Annotated in this window: 13 protein-coding genes; 7 read left to right on the forward strand and 6 right to left on the reverse strand. The window is 72.3% G+C overall.

Going from position 1 to position 16,090, the window contains the following annotated elements:
- Nucleotides 1-44: 44 nt before the first annotated feature.
- Nucleotides 45-1,556: a HAMP domain-containing sensor histidine kinase gene (locus tag EDF48_RS05330; protein ID WP_131878574.1), complete on the reverse strand. Its 1,512-nt coding sequence runs from the start codon at nucleotides 1,554-1,556 to the stop codon at nucleotides 45-47.
- Nucleotides 1,553-2,230: a response regulator transcription factor gene (locus tag EDF48_RS05335; RefSeq protein ID WP_111084549.1), complete on the reverse strand. Its 678-nt coding sequence runs from the start codon at nucleotides 2,228-2,230 to the stop codon at nucleotides 1,553-1,555. Before EDF48_RS05335 ends, EDF48_RS05330 begins: the two co-directional genes overlap by 4 nt.
- A gap of 225 nt (nucleotides 2,231-2,455) precedes the next feature.
- Between EDF48_RS05335 and EDF48_RS05340 the strand changes: the two genes are divergently transcribed.
- Nucleotides 2,456-2,794: a hypothetical protein gene (locus EDF48_RS05340; RefSeq protein WP_111084550.1), complete on the forward strand. Its 339-nt coding sequence runs from the start codon at nucleotides 2,456-2,458 to the stop codon at nucleotides 2,792-2,794.
- A gap of 54 nt (nucleotides 2,795-2,848) precedes the next feature.
- Here EDF48_RS05340 and EDF48_RS05345 read toward each other — a convergent pair whose 3' ends face one another.
- Nucleotides 2,849-3,922 (reverse strand): aromatic acid exporter family protein, encoded by a 1,074-nt coding sequence (locus EDF48_RS05345; protein WP_123938833.1) that lies wholly within the window; start codon nucleotides 3,920-3,922, stop codon nucleotides 2,849-2,851.
- Between the two features lie 80 nt (nucleotides 3,923-4,002).
- Here EDF48_RS05345 and EDF48_RS05350 point away from each other — a divergent pair, with 80 nt between their 5' ends.
- Together EDF48_RS05350 and EDF48_RS05355 are read left to right on the forward strand one after the other, a co-directional pair.
- Nucleotides 4,003-5,247 carry an aminoglycoside phosphotransferase family protein gene (locus EDF48_RS05350; RefSeq protein WP_111084551.1) on the forward strand — a complete coding sequence of 415 codons (1,245 nt, stop codon included), beginning with the start codon at nucleotides 4,003-4,005 and terminating at the stop codon, nucleotides 5,245-5,247.
- Between the two features lie 623 nt (nucleotides 5,248-5,870).
- Nucleotides 5,871-7,997 carry a DEAD/DEAH box helicase gene (locus EDF48_RS05355; protein WP_165901102.1) on the forward strand — a complete coding sequence of 709 codons (2,127 nt, stop codon included), beginning with the start codon at nucleotides 5,871-5,873 and terminating at the stop codon, nucleotides 7,995-7,997.
- 132 nt (nucleotides 7,998-8,129) lie between these two features.
- Here EDF48_RS05355 and EDF48_RS05360 read toward each other — a convergent pair whose 3' ends face one another.
- Nucleotides 8,130-8,402, reverse strand: coding sequence for a mycoredoxin (locus tag EDF48_RS05360; protein WP_123293947.1), 273 nt, complete (start codon nucleotides 8,400-8,402; stop codon nucleotides 8,130-8,132).
- Between the two features lie 68 nt (nucleotides 8,403-8,470).
- Here EDF48_RS05360 and EDF48_RS05365 point away from each other — a divergent pair, with 68 nt between their 5' ends.
- The 3 genes from EDF48_RS05365 to EDF48_RS05375 are packed head-to-tail and all read left to right on the forward strand — an operon-like array spanning nucleotide 8,471 to nucleotide 11,159.
- The gene (locus EDF48_RS05365) at nucleotides 8,471-8,797 is read left to right on the forward strand and encodes a helix-turn-helix transcriptional regulator (protein ID WP_111084553.1); all 327 of its coding nucleotides are present in this window, start codon (nucleotides 8,471-8,473) and stop codon (nucleotides 8,795-8,797) included.
- Nucleotides 8,794-9,633 (forward strand): hypothetical protein, encoded by an 840-nt coding sequence (locus EDF48_RS05370; RefSeq protein ID WP_131878576.1) that lies wholly within the window; start codon nucleotides 8,794-8,796, stop codon nucleotides 9,631-9,633. The genes EDF48_RS05365 and EDF48_RS05370 overlap by 4 nt, the downstream gene beginning before the upstream one ends.
- Nucleotides 9,630-11,159 carry a CYTH domain-containing protein gene (locus tag EDF48_RS05375; RefSeq protein ID WP_131878577.1) on the forward strand — a complete coding sequence of 510 codons (1,530 nt, stop codon included), beginning with the start codon at nucleotides 9,630-9,632 and terminating at the stop codon, nucleotides 11,157-11,159. The genes EDF48_RS05370 and EDF48_RS05375 overlap by 4 nt, the downstream gene beginning before the upstream one ends.
- A 90-nt stretch (nucleotides 11,160-11,249) precedes the next feature.
- On the opposite strand, the gene EDF48_RS05380 is transcribed toward EDF48_RS05375, so the two are convergent.
- Both EDF48_RS05380 and EDF48_RS05385 read right to left on the reverse strand, forming a co-directional pair.
- Nucleotides 11,250-13,394, reverse strand: a complete 2,145-nt coding sequence (locus EDF48_RS05380; protein ID WP_131878579.1) for a S9 family peptidase — start codon at nucleotides 13,392-13,394, stop codon at nucleotides 11,250-11,252.
- A 9-nt stretch (nucleotides 13,395-13,403) separates the two neighbouring features.
- Nucleotides 13,404-14,816 carry a Fic family protein gene (locus EDF48_RS05385; RefSeq protein WP_131878581.1) on the reverse strand — a complete coding sequence of 471 codons (1,413 nt, stop codon included), beginning with the start codon at nucleotides 14,814-14,816 and terminating at the stop codon, nucleotides 13,404-13,406.
- Between the two features lie 74 nt (nucleotides 14,817-14,890).
- Between EDF48_RS05385 and EDF48_RS05390 the strand changes: the two genes are divergently transcribed.
- Nucleotides 14,891-16,090 carry an amidohydrolase gene (locus EDF48_RS05390; RefSeq protein WP_131878583.1) on the forward strand — a complete coding sequence of 400 codons (1,200 nt, stop codon included), beginning with the start codon at nucleotides 14,891-14,893 and terminating at the stop codon, nucleotides 16,088-16,090.

The following is a 16,090-nucleotide window of genomic DNA, read 5'->3' on the forward strand; positions in this document are numbered from 1 at the left end:
GCGGGCAGCGGTCCGCGCGCGGCGGGCGCGGAGGAGGCGCGCGGTTACTCGACCTCGGGCAGTCGCACCGTGACCTCGAGTCCGCCGGAGCGCACGTTCCGCAGCGACGCCGTCCCGCCGGCGCGTTCGGCCACCGCACGGACGATCGCGAGCCCCAGCCCGGATCCACCCGGCAGGGCGATCGCACCGGTGGCCGGGTCGGGGTTCGGGCGCGACTTCCGGGCCTCGTCCGGTCGGGTGAACCGGTCGAACGCCACCGGGATGAACGACTCGGGGACACCGGGGCCGTCGTCGGTGACCTGCAGGACGCCCTCGCCGCCGGTGCTGCGCCAGGACACGAAGATGCCGCCACCGCGGGGGAGCGCCGACACCGCGTTGTCCGCGATGTTCGTGACGAGCTGCGCCATGCCGCCGGTGTCGAGCCGGTAGCGGGGCTCGTGGGTCCCACCGCCGATGCCGGGCCCGGAGCCACCGACGGCCACCGGGGCCTCGAGGTCGAAGTCGACGGTGACGTCCTTGGCCGACGCGATGAGCCGGACCCGGTCGACGGCCGCCATGACCTCGTCGCCGAGGTCGGACCAGGCGGTCTCCGGGCGCTGGTCGCCGTCCTGTTCCCGCCGTTCGGACTCCTCGATCCGCGACAACGCGAGCAGGTCGTTCGCCAACCGGGAGAGCCGGGCGACGCTGTGCTTGGCGCGCTCGATGTGGGCAGCCAGGGCGGCGGCGTCGTCACCGTCGAGCGACGCCAGGTCGAGCTGGGTGGTCAGGATGGCGAGCGGTGTGCGGAGCTCGTGGCTGGCGTCGGACACCATCTGCCGTTCCCGCTCGGTGGCCTGGCGCGTGCGGGCGAGGAAGGCGTTGAGGGTCGTGGCCAGGGACGCGAGTTCGTCCTGCGCGGGGCCGACGGGCAGCTCGGCCCGTTCGGGCGCGACGGACAGCCGCTCGGCCTCTCGGCGCATGCGGTTGACGGGACGGAGTGCCGCGGTCGCCAGGATCCACGAAGCGACGCCGAAGGCGAGCAGGATCGCGACGCCGGTGAGCGACAGGGTCGAGGTGAGGTCGTCGACCACGATCGCCTCGGCCTGCGAGTTCCGGGCGGCGACGACCGTCCACCGGCCGGCCTGGTTCACGGGGTGTTCGACGACCACGCGGTACTCGGACCCGGACACCCGGATGATCGAGGTGCCGGCCGGAGTGGAGGTCAGGCTGCCGAGAGCGCTCTCCACCCGGGTGGGCATCGTCGAGAGCACGATGTCGCCGGACGGTGAGACCACGGCGACGAGCTGCGCGTTGCCCGGCGGGGACAGGTCGGGATCGCTGTCCACCTCGAGCGTGGCGACGTACGGGTCGGCGTCGGCGTCCAACAGGGTGCGGGTCGCACTCGCGACGACGCTGACCACCTGGAACCGCATCACCAGCACGAGCAGCACGATCACGACCGCGGCGATCGCCGTCGAGCCGATCGTGATCCGTGCCCGCAGGGACAGCAGGCGCAGGGGGCGGACCAGACCGCGTTGTGGGCGGTCCGGCCCCGGGCGAGCGGAGGCCCCGCTCACGCCCCGAGCAGATCCAGGCGGTACCCGCGGCCGCGCACGGTGGCGATCGCGACGGTGGCCTCGTGGGCAACGAGCTTCTTGCGGAGGTACGAGATGTACTGCTCGACGACGTTCGGGTCGACGTGCTGCGAGCCGTCCCAGACCTCTTCGAGGATCTTCGGCCGGTCGACCACGCTGCCAGCGGAGCGAGCCAGCAGGCGGAGCAGCGCGAACTCGGTCGGGCTGACGGCGACGCGCTGGCCCTTGATCGAGATGCGACGGGCCTCGGAGTCGATCGAGACGTCGCCGACCTCGATCGTGCGGGGTGCCCCGGCGGACTCGCGGCGACCGAGGGCGCGGAGCCGGGCGGTGAGCTCGGCGAACGCGAACGGCTTGGTGAGGTAGTCGTCCGCGCCGGCGTCGAGGCCGAACACGCGGTCGTCCACGGCGTCGCGCGCGGTGACGAGCAGGATCCGCACGGGGTCCTCGCGCTCGCGGATGCGTCGTGCGAGCTCGAACCCGGACATGCCGGGCATCATCACGTCCACGACGGCCAGGTCGAACGCCTGCTCGCCGAGGGCGATGAGCGCCTCGACCCCGTTCTCCACCGCCGTCACGCGGTACCCCTCGGCAGCGAGACCGCGCTCCATCAGGGCACGCATCTCGTCGTCGTCCTCGACCACCAACAGCCGCATAGTGGACCTCCTCGGACCCATCGTGGCATCGAACGGGCGCGGAGGGCCGATGCCCGGGCCGAACTCACTGAATCTCGTCACAGGAGCGGGTACCGTGGCTGCCAGGCCACCGGGCAGAACGGTCTGTCCCGCGTTCTAGGGACATGAGGACTTCTTGCTTCATTGGTAGGATCACCTGGCGGACAGCGCTTACCCGAAGGGCGGTCCGTTGCACCAGGGGGCACCATGAACGACCCGATCGACCACGCGTCCGTCGACCACCCGTCCGTCGACCACCCGGCCATCGTCCGTCTCCGCGCGGAGCTCGACGCCGCGTGGAAGGGCATCGGCGCACTCGGCCAGATGGAGGGCGTCCGCCGCGACCGCGTGGTCGCCGAACTGCGGACGGCCGTCCCCGACGTGGCGAGCCGCGCGGCGCGCGAAGTCGGCACCGAGGCCGTCGTCGCGGAGATCAGCCGGTTCGCCGACGTCGGCGTGCCCGGCACCGATCCCGCCGTGCCGGCCGCGGTGATCTGGGACGACGTCGTGCAGACGGCGGCCGAAGCCGCACGCGCCACGCGCTGACCAGCACTGGCAGGCCGCGCCCGACCGGCACCGGCACGCAGCGCCCGAGCGGCGTCAGTCGTCCTCGCCGAGCAGCTCCTCGCGCACGCGTCGGACGTCCTCGAGCAGGGCACCGATGAGCACCCAGTGCCGTGAGTTCGGTCGCACGATCTCCATCGGCGCGGTCAGCGCGGGTTCCGCGGTCGCCACCCCGGCATCGTCCCGACCGGCGCCCGCGGCGAACGACGGGTCCAGCCGTGTCGACTCGACCCGGGCGCTCAGCGCGCGGACGTCCGAGCCGATCCGGGCCACCTCGGTCGCGATGCCGCCGACCACCGGATCGGCGCGCAGGTCTGGTGCGGTGTTGTCGTGGATCGCCCGGGTCATGCCGGTGACGCGCGTGACCAGGACGCGCAGGTGCTCGGTGATGGCGACGTCGCGGTCGAGGATCGTGCGGTGCCGGCCGCCACGCGGGTTCATCGTCAGGGACTCGCGGGCCGCGTTCAGTGATGCCTCGGTCTTCGCGTGCTGCTGCCGGAGCGCGCGGGCCCGCACCAGGGCGTCCTGCCACCGGTCGCGGTCCCACCCCTCGGTCAGGCCGATCGCGACGCGTTCGAAGGCCACGGCGGTGTCGCGGGCGAGTCGGGCGACGGCGAGGTGCGCCGGCTCGAGCAGGACCGGCGGGATGATCAGGGCGTTCACGACGAGGGCGACGACCGCACCGATCACCGTCTCGAGGATCCGGTCGGCCGAGTAGTTCGGCGTGACGACCCCCGCGGTGAGCACGAGCATCCCGCTGATGCTGACCTGGGTGGCCGAGGTCGGGGTCAGCCGGAGCACCCAGGCGATGAGGATGGCGAGCACGACCACGAGCAGGACGACCCACACCGAGTCGCCGAGCAGCAGGTGGAACCCGGTGGCGAGCAGCACGCCGAGCACGACACCGGCGCTCCGCTCGAGGCCCTTGACGAACGACTGGTTGATGCTCGGCTGCACGACGAGCAGCGCGGCGATCGCGGCGAAGGTCGGGAACGGTCCCTGGATCAGCAGCCGGCACAGCAGCACCGCCGCGACGACCGCGACCGCGGTCTTCACGACCTGCAGGAACGGCGTGCGACTGGAGCTGCGGAGACGCGCGACCGGGTTCACCTCGACCACGCTAGCCACCGCCCGCACGCCGAGCCGTGCACGAACGCGACGAAAACGTCCGGACACGGTTGACTGATGTCGTGTGGCCCAACCATGAGCGCGTCATCCCGCAGGCCTTCGCCGGCTCCGGGACCTCCGTCGTGGCCGCAAGGGCGCACTCCGTCGAGCCCTCGGGCAACGGCTACCTGTACGGCTACGAGGTCGACACCGTCGACCGGAACGGCCAGCGCGCCACCGTCCTGACGTACGTCGACACCGGCGGCGCGCACGACCAGAACAGTGCGATCGTCACCGACCCCGCGACCGGCGAACCCGTCTCGGTGTGGGCGTACCCGAACGACCCGGGTCTGCCGGTGCTGCCGCAGGTGACCTACCGCGACGCGGTCGCCGAGCTCCTGACGACGCTCGGCATGCCGGTCACCGACCCGGTGCTCACGGTGGCCGCGTACCGACCGGGCAAGCGTGCGGTGGTGCGGGTGGACGCCCCCGAGCGCACCCTGTTCCTGAAGATCGTCCGTCCGCACCGGGTCGCGCCGATCGTGAAGTCGCACGAGCAGTTCGTGGCGGCGGGCCTGCCCGTGCCCCGCGTGCTGTCCAGCCGCGGCGACGGGCTCCTCGTACTCGAGCGGATCCGCGGCGTGCCGGCCGGCAGCCGCATCCTCGACATCGCCGACGACCCGCGGTTCGTCGCGTCGCTGGCCGCCCTGAGCGGTCGGGTCGCGACCGTCCCGATGACCCAGCAGGCCCGTGCCGACGCGATGGACCACGCCGACTGGCACCGCCGCACGCTCATCGCCGCGTTGCCGCAGGACGCCGACGAGATCGACCGCCTGTACGACGCCATCGGCCGCCGGTCGATCGGCTGGACGAGCGCGACGAAGCAGGTCGTGCACGGCGACCTGCACCTCGAGCAGGTCTTCGTCGACGAGGACGAGCCCTGGCGCATCTCCGGCCTGCTGGACATCGACACCGCGGGGTGGGGCTTCCCGGTCCGTGACATCGGGGCGGTCGTCGCGCACCTGGTCGTCACCGGCCTCTGGCACCGATCGCGCGGCGACGCCGACCGCGGAGCCGCGGCCGAGCGCCTCGCCGACGCGATCGCCCGCGACTGGGTCGCCCGCAACCCGCGCGAGGCCGACCGCATCGGGCCCGCCATCGGTGCCCAGCTGCTCGCCCACGCCGGCGGCCAGGCGACCACCGGCTCCGCGAACGGCATCCAGACCGCCGAGCAGCTCCTCGCGGCGACGCGGGCCGCGTTGGCCGAGGCTGCTCCGGTCCTGCCGGCGGCCGGCCTGGTCCGCCCGCGGTCCGCGCCCCGCGTCTGACGGCTCCCAGTTCCCGTCGCGAAAACGACAGATCTGCGCGGAACGTCGGCGGCAATCTGTCGCTTCGGCGGGGTGGTCGGCGTGGGGATCCGGGATCTGTCGCTTACGCGGGGTGGTCGGCGTGGGGACCCGGGATCTGTCGCGTCGGCGGGGTGGACGCGACCGGCGTCGGACGGGAGGCGCGTGGCGGGCCCGCACCGTGCCTCCCGGCCGGCACACGGGGCATTCCAGGAGGCGCGACGCGCGCGGGCGACGAGGAGTCGCCTCTGTCGGGGGTCGGGGAGTAAACTGAGCGCGCACGCACCGCGTTCCCGCGTGCCGCGTCGATTCCGGACGCAGCCGTCGATCACTTGATCGACGCGGGAACCGGGCCGTGACCGCCCCGCGGGGGCGTCACGTGCGTGTGACGACGCCGGATCCCGGCGCGGACCGTCGCACCCGGCGCCGAGCAGGCGCTCGCGGTGGAACGGTCCGCGGGACTCCACCGGACGTCCCGAAGCGGGGACCGGCGATGCGGTGGGCCACGGTGGCCCGCAGCCGAACCGGAGCCGTGTCAGGCCCCGGTGCAGGACTTCCGCCCCACGGGCGGCTCGCCCCGATGCGTGGGCGGAACAGGAGGAGCGTTGGCTCGATCAGGCACCCGGCGAGCTGCCGGCGGGACGCGGACCGCGTCACGTCGGACGAGGCCGCTGGACAACGACGGCGTGATCCCCGTCCTCGCCCGCGCGGTGCGCGAGGTCGAGGCGGCGGCGCAGCGCGGACCGCTCAAGGCGACGAACCGGACGAAGTTCCAAGCCGTCGCACTGCTCATGCGCGAAGAGCGCGCACGGGTGAAGGGCGACACCGACCTCACCGACTCGCAGCGCGCCGAGCAGCTCAAGCGGCTCGACGGCGTCGCGACGATCCTCGCGAAGACCGCGGCCCGAGACACCAGCGTCATCCAGCTGCTCGCGGAAGAGGTGCAGGTCTCCGAGGCGACCCGCGCCGTCAAGCGCGACATGATGATCGCCGGCGGCATGGAGCTGCAGCCGGAGGACCTCGTCATCGCGGCCGAGCCCACCCCGGTCGCCGAGACCCCGGTGCGCGCGGTCACCCCGCAGGCGGTCGTGCAGCGTCAGCTCGCGAACCCGTTCCTGCCGCCGGACTTCGCGCTCGCCGACCAGCCCGTCGCGCACCCGCGTCGACTGGCGAACTGGGAGCTCTTCGGTCCGCTGTTCAAGTCGTTCGAGTACGGCGCAGGCGGGGGAGCGGCGACGATGCCGCTGCCCGAGCCGACCTCGCTGCACTCCCGGTCCGGCACCACGCTGATGAAGCACCAGGCCGAACTGGTCGCTGCCGCGTCGCAGGGGCACCGCACGTTCCTGCTCGCCGACGAGCCGGGCCTCGGCAAGACGGCGCAGTCGCTGCTCGCCGCCGACGCCGCGAACGCGTTCCCGCTGCTCGTCGTCGTGCCGAACGTCGTCAAGACGAACTGGGCGCGCGAAGCCGAGCGCTGGGTGCCGAACCACCGCGCCACCGTCATCCACGGGGACGGCAACGACCTCGACGGGTTCGCCGACATCATCATCGTGAACTACGAGATCCTCGACCGGCACGCCGGCTGGCTCGGGGGCTTCGGCTTCAAGGGCATGGTCGTCGACGAGGCGCACTTCATCAAGAACAAGGACTCGCAGCGGGCACGGTTCGTGCTGCAGATCGCCGACCGCATCCGGCAGCGCACCGCAGCACCGCTGCTCATGGCGCTGACGGGCACCCCGCTCATCAACTCGGTCGAGGACTTCCGCACCATCTGGGAGTACCTCGGCTGGATCGACGACAAGAAGCCCCGCGCGAAGCTCATGAACGAGCTCGAGGAGATCGGTCTGACCCCCGCCGACCAGGGCTTCTTCGTCGAGGCCCGTCGTGCCGTCATCGACCAGGGCATCGTCCGACGCCGCAAGGTCGACGTCGCCGCGGACATCCCGGCCCGCCGGATCGCTGACATCCCCGTCGAGCTCGACGGCGACGAGGGCCGCTCCATCCGCGACGCCGAGCGCGAGCTCACCGCGAAGCTCGTCCGCCGGTACCACCAGGCGCTCGACGCCCGCACCGGGCAGGACCCGGTCGTCGGCATCGACCACAAGCTCGTCCGGCAGGTCGCCCGCTGGGAGCTCGAGGACCAGGACGCCTCGTCGACCGGCGAGAACGTGTTCTCGATGGTCCGACGCATCGGTCGCGCCAAGGCCCAGCTCGCAGCGGACTACGCCGCGCAACTCGCGTCGAACGTCGGCAAGGTCGTGTTCTTCGCGAAGCACCTCGACGTGATGGACCAGGCAGAAGAGGTCTTCGCTCGACGTGGCCTGCGCACCGCCACGATCCGCGGCGATCAGACGGCCACGCAGCGCACGGCGCAGATCGACTCGTTCGTGAACGACCCCGACGTCGCCGTGATCGTCTGCTCGCTCACCGCGGCCGGCGTGGGCCTGAACCTGCAGGTGGCGTCCAACGTCGTGCTCGCCGAGCTGTCGTGGACGAGCGCCGAGCAGACCCAGGCGATCGACCGCGTGCACCGCATCGGGCAGGAAGAGCCCGTCACCGCGTGGCGCATCATCGCCGCGCAGACGATCGACACCAAGATCGCCGAGCTCATCGACTCGAAGGCGTCCCTGGCCGCCCGCGCGCTCGACGGTTCGGACGAGGAACTCGTCGACTCCGGCGACATCCAGCTCGACGCCATGGCCGCGCTGCTGACCGAGGCGCTCGGGGGCTAGGGACCGCGTCGCGCGGCGCGCATCAGTTCAGCACGACCAAAGTCCGTCCGAACCACGTGATCACGCGGTTCGGACGGACTTCGGTTGTGCGGGGCTCCGCCGCTCAGATGCGTGTGTGCGGTACGTCGCCGCTCAGATGCGGGACTGCACCTCGGCCAGCGATGGGTTCGTCGCCGTGCTGCCGTCGGGGAACACGAGCGTCGGAACGGTCTGGTTGCCGCCGTTGACCTCGGCGACGAGTTCCGCCGTGCCCGGGGTCTGCTCGATGTCGACCTCGGTGAAGGGCACGCCGGCCTTCGTCATCTGGTTCTTCAACCGGGCGCAGTAGCCGCACCACGTGGTCGTGAACATCGTGACGCCGCCGGCTTCGGGGGTGAACTGCTCGCGGGTGATCGTGTCGCTCATGGCGCCAGGCTAACCCCGCTTTCTGGACGGCCTTGACGCGCTTATCCGATATAGCTAGGTTAAGCCGCATGGATCCGATCCAACGCATCACCGCTCCGACGCTCGACGTGCTCGACGCACTGCTGACCGTCGACGGCCCGGCATGGGGGTTGCTCGTCATCAAGGCCACCGGGCGCCAGGCCGGCACCGTCTACCCGATCCTCGAGCGACTCGAGCGGCAGGGGTGGATCACGTCGTCGTGGGACGACGAGACCGACCGACCGGGGCCGCGTCGTCGGCTCTACGAGTTCACGCCCGACGGGGTCGACGCCGCACGCGACCTCGTCGCCGCGCGTCCCTCCGCCGCGACGCCCGCTCGTCCGGCTCGCTCGGCCCACCGGCCGGTGACCTCGTGAGCGCGCTCGACCGGGTGCTCGTGGGGGTCGCCGTCGCCGTCTCACCCGCAGCACACCGCGCCGCCCGCCGCGAGCAGTGGCTCGCCGACGTGCGCGATGCCCACGAACTCGACCTCTCGCCGACTGCACTCGCGTTCGGCGCGTTCACCACAGCGCTGTTCCACCGACGCGCCGGCCACCGTTCCACCTGGGGGGACACCATGACCGCACTGCCGACACCCGTCCGTTTTGCACCGCACACCATCCGCACGATCCCGGTCCTCATCGCGCTCGCGGTGCTGTCCTACGTCGTCTCGGTGGGCGTCCTCGCGCTCCTGCAGCGGTACAACGGCCTGCCGGAGGCGCGCCTCGTCTTCGACATGGTCGGGATCGGGCTCGCGGTGGTGCCGGGCGCCGCTCTCGCAACGAGCGTCCTGCTGGTGTCGGACGTCGCACGCCGCCGCCGGGTCCTCGGTGCCGTTGCCGTGTTCGCCATCGCCGCAGTGTGGTGGGCGATCACGAGCGGTTCGCTCAACGTCCCCGTGTACGTCCCGGTCCAGGTCGGCGTCATCGCGGCTGGGCTGCTCGCGGTCTGGCTCGTGGTGCTCCGCCGACCGGTGTGGACGTACTCGCTCCTCGTCCTGCCCGTCGTCGCTGCCGTACTGGTGTTCCCGCTCGCAGAAGCAGCGAACGGCTCGGGGATCCCGTACTCCGCGATGGCGCTGGTGTCGTGGATCGGGCAGCTCGTCCCGTTCCTGGTCGCCGTCGTCGGAGCCGTGGTGGCGTCACGGTTCTCCACCGATGCGCCCGCGGTGGTCGAGGCGCACGGTGAAGCCCTGGTAGACAAGACCGTGTGAGTGACACCCACCTCGAGATCGAGCGCACCTACGACCTGCCAGAGGGCGGTGCCCTGCCCGACCTCGTCGGTGCCGGTGGCATCCTCCGCACCGAGCACCAGGAGCCGTTCGAGCTCGATGCGACGTACTGGGACACCGAGCGGTACGACCTGGTGGCGGCGCGGGTCACGGTCCGCCGGCGGACCGGTGGCCCCGACGCCGGGTGGCACATCAAGCGCTCCGAGTCGGACACGGTCCGCCACGAGCAGCACTTCCCGCTGACCGACGACGCCGACACGGTGCCGACCGAGGTCCTCGCGGCGCTCTTCACCGAGCGCCGCGGCCGTGGCCTGCGCCCCGTGGTCCGCATCTCGACCACCCGCACCGTGACCCGCCTGCTCGACGAGGACGGCGACCAGGTCGCCGAGCTCGCCGACGACCAGGTGACCGCGCAGCGCCTCGACGACGACGCTCCCGAAACGCCGCGCACCTGGCGCGAGGTCGAGGTCGAGGCCGTCGCCGACGTCGACCCGCAGGTCGCGCACGAGCTCTTCGCGGTCCTCGACGCGCGCTTCGCGGCCGTCGGCGCCGGCCCCGCCGCCGTCGCGTCCAAGCTGGCACGCGGGCTGGCAGGAGCACCGGCACCGCGCCTCCAGACCGAGGAGAAGCCGGACAAGGGCACGACCGCACGCGTCCTCGCGAAGCGACTGCGGAAGCTGCGCGCTGCGCTGCTCGGCCAGGAATCGCGGCTCCGCTCCGGCGACGCGGCCGACCTCCGGCAGACGGCTGAGACCGCCCTCGAGATCGCGTCGATCCTCGGCGCCTACCGTCCGGCGTTCGCCGCCGGCGACACCGTCGACCGCGCCGCCGAGGCGGCCGACGGCCTGGCTGCCGTGACCGCGCGCGCAGCACTCAACGAGTACCTCATCGACCGGTTGCCGCGCGCGTCGACCCCGGCGCAGGACGACCTGGTCGACTCCATGACCCGCGAACGCATCCTGGCCTCGACCCGTGAACGCCGCGACCAGTCGGTGCGGGACGTCGTCGCGTTCGTGCACGGTGAGCCGTTCCTCGAGCTGCTCGACGCGCTTGACGACGCCGTCGAACGGCCGACCCCGACCGAGTGGTCGCTCCGATCGCCGAAGAAGGTCGCGCAGGACGTCGGCGCCGTCGTGAAGCCGCACATCCGCGAGCTCGTCCGGGCCGCGGTCGCCGACGACACCTCGGACACCGCCGCCGAGCGCGAGGCCGCCGACCGTGCGACCACCGAAGCCGCCTGGCAGGGCACGATGCGGGCGCGGATGGCGATGGACGTCCTCGGCGACGACGCGTTCCCGCACGCGCTCTGGAAGCGGATCGGCAGCGCGGCCGACGTGCTGACCGAGCGGGTCCGATCGCTGCACGCCCTCGACGCGCTGCGGACCAACGCGGCGATCGCCGAACGCGGCGGCGAGGGGACGTTCGGCTACGGCGTGCTCGCGGGGGACCGGGTGCGCCTGGCCGAGGAGTCCTACGACGAGGCGGTGCACGCGCTCAACCGCGTGTGAGTCGCGGGTCGCGGGCCGCGGGCGTTCGCTTCGTGAGCAGAAATGGTCGGGTGCCCGCGGGCAACCCGACCATTTCTGCTCACCAAGTCATCAGGCGGCGGGCGCCTCGTCGGCCAGCCCGAGCACGTCGAGCAGCCAAGCGAGCTCGAACGCTCGCTCCTTCCACGAGGCGTACCGACCGCTCACGCCACCGTGGCCCGCGGACATCTCGGTCTTCAGCAGCACCGGCGCCCCGACCTCGCGCAGCTTCGCGGTCCACTTCGCTGGCTCGACGTAGAGCACACGGGTGTCGTTGATCGACGTCACGGCGAGGATCCGCGGGTACTGCACGTCGTCGCGGACGTTCTCGTACGGGGTGTACTCGCTCATGTAGCGGTAGACCCCGGCGTCGTGCAGCGGGTCGCCCCACTCGTCCCACTCGATGACGGTCAGCGGCAGGTCGGGGTCGAGGATGCTCGTGAGCGCGTCGACGAACGGCACCGCGGCGACGATCCCGGCGAACCGGTCCGGTGCGATGTTCGCCACCGCACCCATCAGGAGCCCGCCGGCGCTGCCGCCCTCGGCCACGAGCCGGTCCGCGGTGGTGCGGCCGGACTCGATCAGGTGGTCGGCGACCGCGACGAAGTCGGTGAACGTGTTCTTCTTCGTCAGGGTCTTGCCGTTCTCGTACCAGTGGCGACCCATCTCGCCGCCACCGCGCACGTGAGCGACCGCGAAGACGACGCCGCGGTCGAGCATCGACAGGCGCATGACGCTGAAGCCCGGGTCGATCGAGTGCTCGTACGAGCCGTAGCCGTACAGGTGGAGCGGCGATGGGGTGTCCGCGTCGACGGCGTCGCGGCGCCAGACGAGCGAGATCGGCACGCGGGTGCCGTCCGACGCGGTGGCCCAGTCACGCTCCTGCCCGTAGTCGGCGGGGTCGTAGCCGCCGAGCACCGGCTGGCGCTTCAGGACCGTCACCTGGCCGGTCGCCAGGTCCAGGTCGCTGACCTCGGACGGGGTGACGAACGAGGTGAACCCGATGCGGAGCGTCGGCTGGTCCCACTCGGGGTTGCCGCCGAGCCCGGCCGAGAACAGTGCTTCGTCGAAGGGGACCTCGTGCGCGTCGCCGTACCCGTCGCCCTCGATGGGGATGATCGCGATGCGGGGGAGCGCCTCGGAGCGGTACTCGAGCGCGAGGTGCCCGGCGAAGGCGTCGACGGACTCGATGCGGCGCTCGGTGTGGTGCGCCACGACGACCCGGCGGTCGCGCTCGGACGTGGGGTCGTCCGCGGGGACGTCGACGAGCTCGAAGTTCTCGGCACCGTCGTTGTGCAGCACCAGGAACCGGTCGCTGCCGCCGACGATGGCGTGCTCGATCTCGTACTCGACGCCGTCGCGTCGCGGCCACACGACCTGGAACTCGCCGGTCGGGTCGGCGGCGTCGAGCACCAGGGCCTCGGACGTGATCTTCGACCCGAGCTCGATGACGATGTACTGCGACGACCGGGTGACGCCGACGCCGACCCAGTAGCGGTCGTCCGGCTCCTCGAAGACCAGGACGTCGTCGGACGCTGTAGTGCCGACGGCGTGCCGCCAGATCTTGTCCGGACGCCACGACTCGTCGACCGTCGGGTAGAAGACGTAGCGGCCGGCCGGGTCGAAGGTCGCGCCTGCCCCGGTGTTCGGGATGGCGTCGCCGAGGTCGGTGCCGGAGGCCAGGTCGCGCACGTGCAGGGTGTACCGCTCGTCGCCCTCGACGTCGATGCCGTAGACCAGGCGGGTGCCGTCGTCGCTGATGTCGTAGGTGCCGAGGGAGAAGAACTCGTGGCCGTCGGCCAGGGCGTTGCCGTCGAGGACGACCTGCTCGCCGGGGAGGGTCGACTCGCCCTCGACGACGGCCGGCGGGGTCCAGTCGTCCGGACCGGCGATCGGCGCACGGCAGTGCACGCCGTACTGGCTGCCCTCGGCCGTGCGGGTGAAGTACCACCAGCCGCCCATGCGCACCGGCACCGAGAGGTCGGTCTCCTGGACACGGTTCTTGACCTCGGCGAAGACGCGGTCGCGCAGCGGGGCGAGGTGGTCGGTGGCGGCGTCGGTGTAGGCGTTCTCGGCCTCGAGGTAGGCGAGGGTGTCCGGCGACTCCTTGTCACGCAGCCACTCGTAGTCGTCGACGAAGTCGATGCCGTGGTGGGTCCGCGTCACGGGCCGCTTGGCGGCGGTGGGCGGGGTGGCCTGGGAGTGCTCGGTGCTCACCGTCCCACCCTATGCGCACGGCCCCGTGGCGAGCCGGGCGTCACGCCGCCCGGAACCGGTCGCGCCGCGTCCGCCGGCCGCCCCGTCCGGAACCGGTCGCACCGCGTCCGCCGACCGCCCCGCCCGGAACCGGTCGGACCGCGCCCGCCCCGCCACCCCCGCGCGGACCCGCTGCTCGAAGGCCTCGAGCTCGTCCACGACGGCCGGTGCGACCCAGGCACGGTCACGCCGCCGCTCGGTGACCGGACGCAGCACTCCGGCGCGCACGAGGTCTGCGGCCACGGAGGCGGCCAGGTCGTCGTCGACCGGTCCGTCGTCGACACCGGCGAGGAGGTCCTGCAGTCGGGCCTCGGTCAGGACCGGGTCGTCGGAGAGCGCCCGCCCGACGACGGCGTGGGCTCTCGTGGCGCACGGACCCGCCATCCGGTCGGCCGCGTGCTCGTCGAGCAGCAGGGCGGTCACGGTCGCCTCGTCGCACACGGTGCCGATGGCGATCGCGACGTCTGCCACGAGGGCGTCCACGATCCCGTCGCGGTACCGCTCGAGGTGCCGGAAGTACCGGCCCCGATCCGCGGCGAGCGCGGTGGCGATCGGCGCGGTCACCGTCGTCGTGACGCCCCGGCGTCGCAGCACGGCGCTGATCAGCGCACGTCCGATCCGGCCGTTGCCGTCGGTGAACGGGTGGATCGACTCGAACTGGGCGTGCCCGATCGCAGCCTGGGCGATCGGGTGCAGGTCCGTCCGGTGCAGGAACGCGAACAGGTCGGCCATGAGGGGCGCGACGAGCTCCGGCGGCGGCGGGACGTACGTCGCCAGCCGCGGGGTGTCACCGCCACCGATCCAGTTCTGGACGCTGCGGTAGCGCCCGGCGTACCGCCCGTCGACCGGGTCGTCGCGCATGAGCAGCCGGTGCGCCTCGAGCAGCGCGGCCTCGGTGATCACGCCCGTGGCCGCTGCCGCGACCAACCCCTCGATCGCTCCGGCGGCGCGGACGACGACGGTCGCACTCGGGTTCGCGCGGATGCCCACGAGTGCTCGGGCGCAGTCGTCGAGCGACGCGGACTCGTCCTCGATCCGGGACGAGGCGACGGCCTCGGTCCGACCGATCACCGACCCGAGCGGCGCGAGCCGGGAACCGTGGTGGACGTCGAGCGACCGGAGCGCCGCGGCTGCGCGATCGAGCAGTGCCTCGGTCCGGGCATCGGGCACCCACCGAGCACGAGCGATCCTCGGCGGCAGCGACACCCGGACGGACGTGGTCATCCGGTCGGCGCGGGAACCCCGGCGGGCGCTGCGCCACGGACGCTCCGCGCTGCCGTGCACGGGCCATCCGCGGTGCACGAGCACGCCGCTGTGCGCGGTCTGGCCCCCGAGCACGGTCGAGCCGTCGTGGACGTCCGGGGTCTCGTTCCGATGCACCATGCCGGGAGCGTAGGGACCCCCGGACGCCCGACGCCAGGAATTCGTATTTCGCCGGCCCGCGTAGCGTTGGTGCCATGAGCAACTCCTTCGCGATCACCGGTGCCCACGTCGTCCCCGTCTCCGCCCCCGCCTTCGACGGCGGCGCGGTCGTCGTCGAGGACGGCCGCATCACCGCGATCGGCCCGGACGTCACACCGCCTCCGGGGATCCCCGTCGTGGATGCCGCCGGTGCGTGGCTCGTCCCCGGGTTCGTCGAGTCGCACGGCCACGTCGGCATCCACGAGGAGGCGAACGGCGAGGCCGGCAACGACACGAACGAGATGACCGGCCCGAACATGGCCGGGGTCCGCGCGATCGACGCGATCGACATCGACGACGAGGGCTTCCGCGACGCGCTCGGCGGGGGCATCACGAGCATCGTCGTGAAGCCGGGGTCCGGCAACCCGATCGGCGGCCAGACCGTCGCCATCAAGACCTGGGGCGGGCGCACCGTCGACGAACAGCTGATCTCGGACTCGGTGAGCATCAAGAGCGCGCTCGGCGAGAACCCGAAGCGGGTGTACGGCGGCAAGGGCCAGACGCCGTCGACGCGCCTGGGCGTCGCGAAGATCATCCGTGACGCCTTCGTCGAGGCCCAGAACTACCGTGCCGCCCGTGACGCCGCCGCCGCTAAGGGTGAGCCGTTCGCGCGTGACCTGACGAAGGAGGCACTCGTCCGGGTCCTCGACGGCGAACTCGTCTGGGACCAGCACACCCACCGCCACGACGACATCGCGACCGCCATCCGGCTGTCCGAGGAGTTCGGCTACCGACTCGTCGTGAACCACGGCACCGAGGCGCACAAGATCGCCAGCCTGCTCGCCGAGAAGGACATCCCGGTCATCTACGGCCCGCTGTTCACGAGCCGCTCGAAGGTGGAGCTCCGTGACCGCGGCATCCCGAACCTCGCCACCATCGCCGCCGCCGGCGTCCGGGTCGCGATCACCACCGACGCCCCCGTCGTGCCGATCGGCATGCTCGTCGACCAGGCCACCGCCGCGGTGAAGGAGGGCCTGCCCGCGCAGACCGCGCTCGAGGCGCTCACCGTCAACCCGGCCGAGTTCCTGGGCTTCGGTGACCGTGTCGGTCGGCTGGCCGCGGGCTACGACGCCGACCTCGTGCTCTGGGACGGCGACCCGCTCGACGCGACCAGTCGCGCGACGCGCGTCTGGATCGACGGCCGCCAGGTCTTCGAGTGGGCGGACGGCGCGGGCGTCACCACCCCGCGCTGGTAG

The organism is Curtobacterium sp. PhB191 (assembly GCF_004346515.1).
Classification (GTDB): Bacteria; Actinomycetota; Actinomycetes; order Actinomycetales; family Microbacteriaceae; genus Curtobacterium.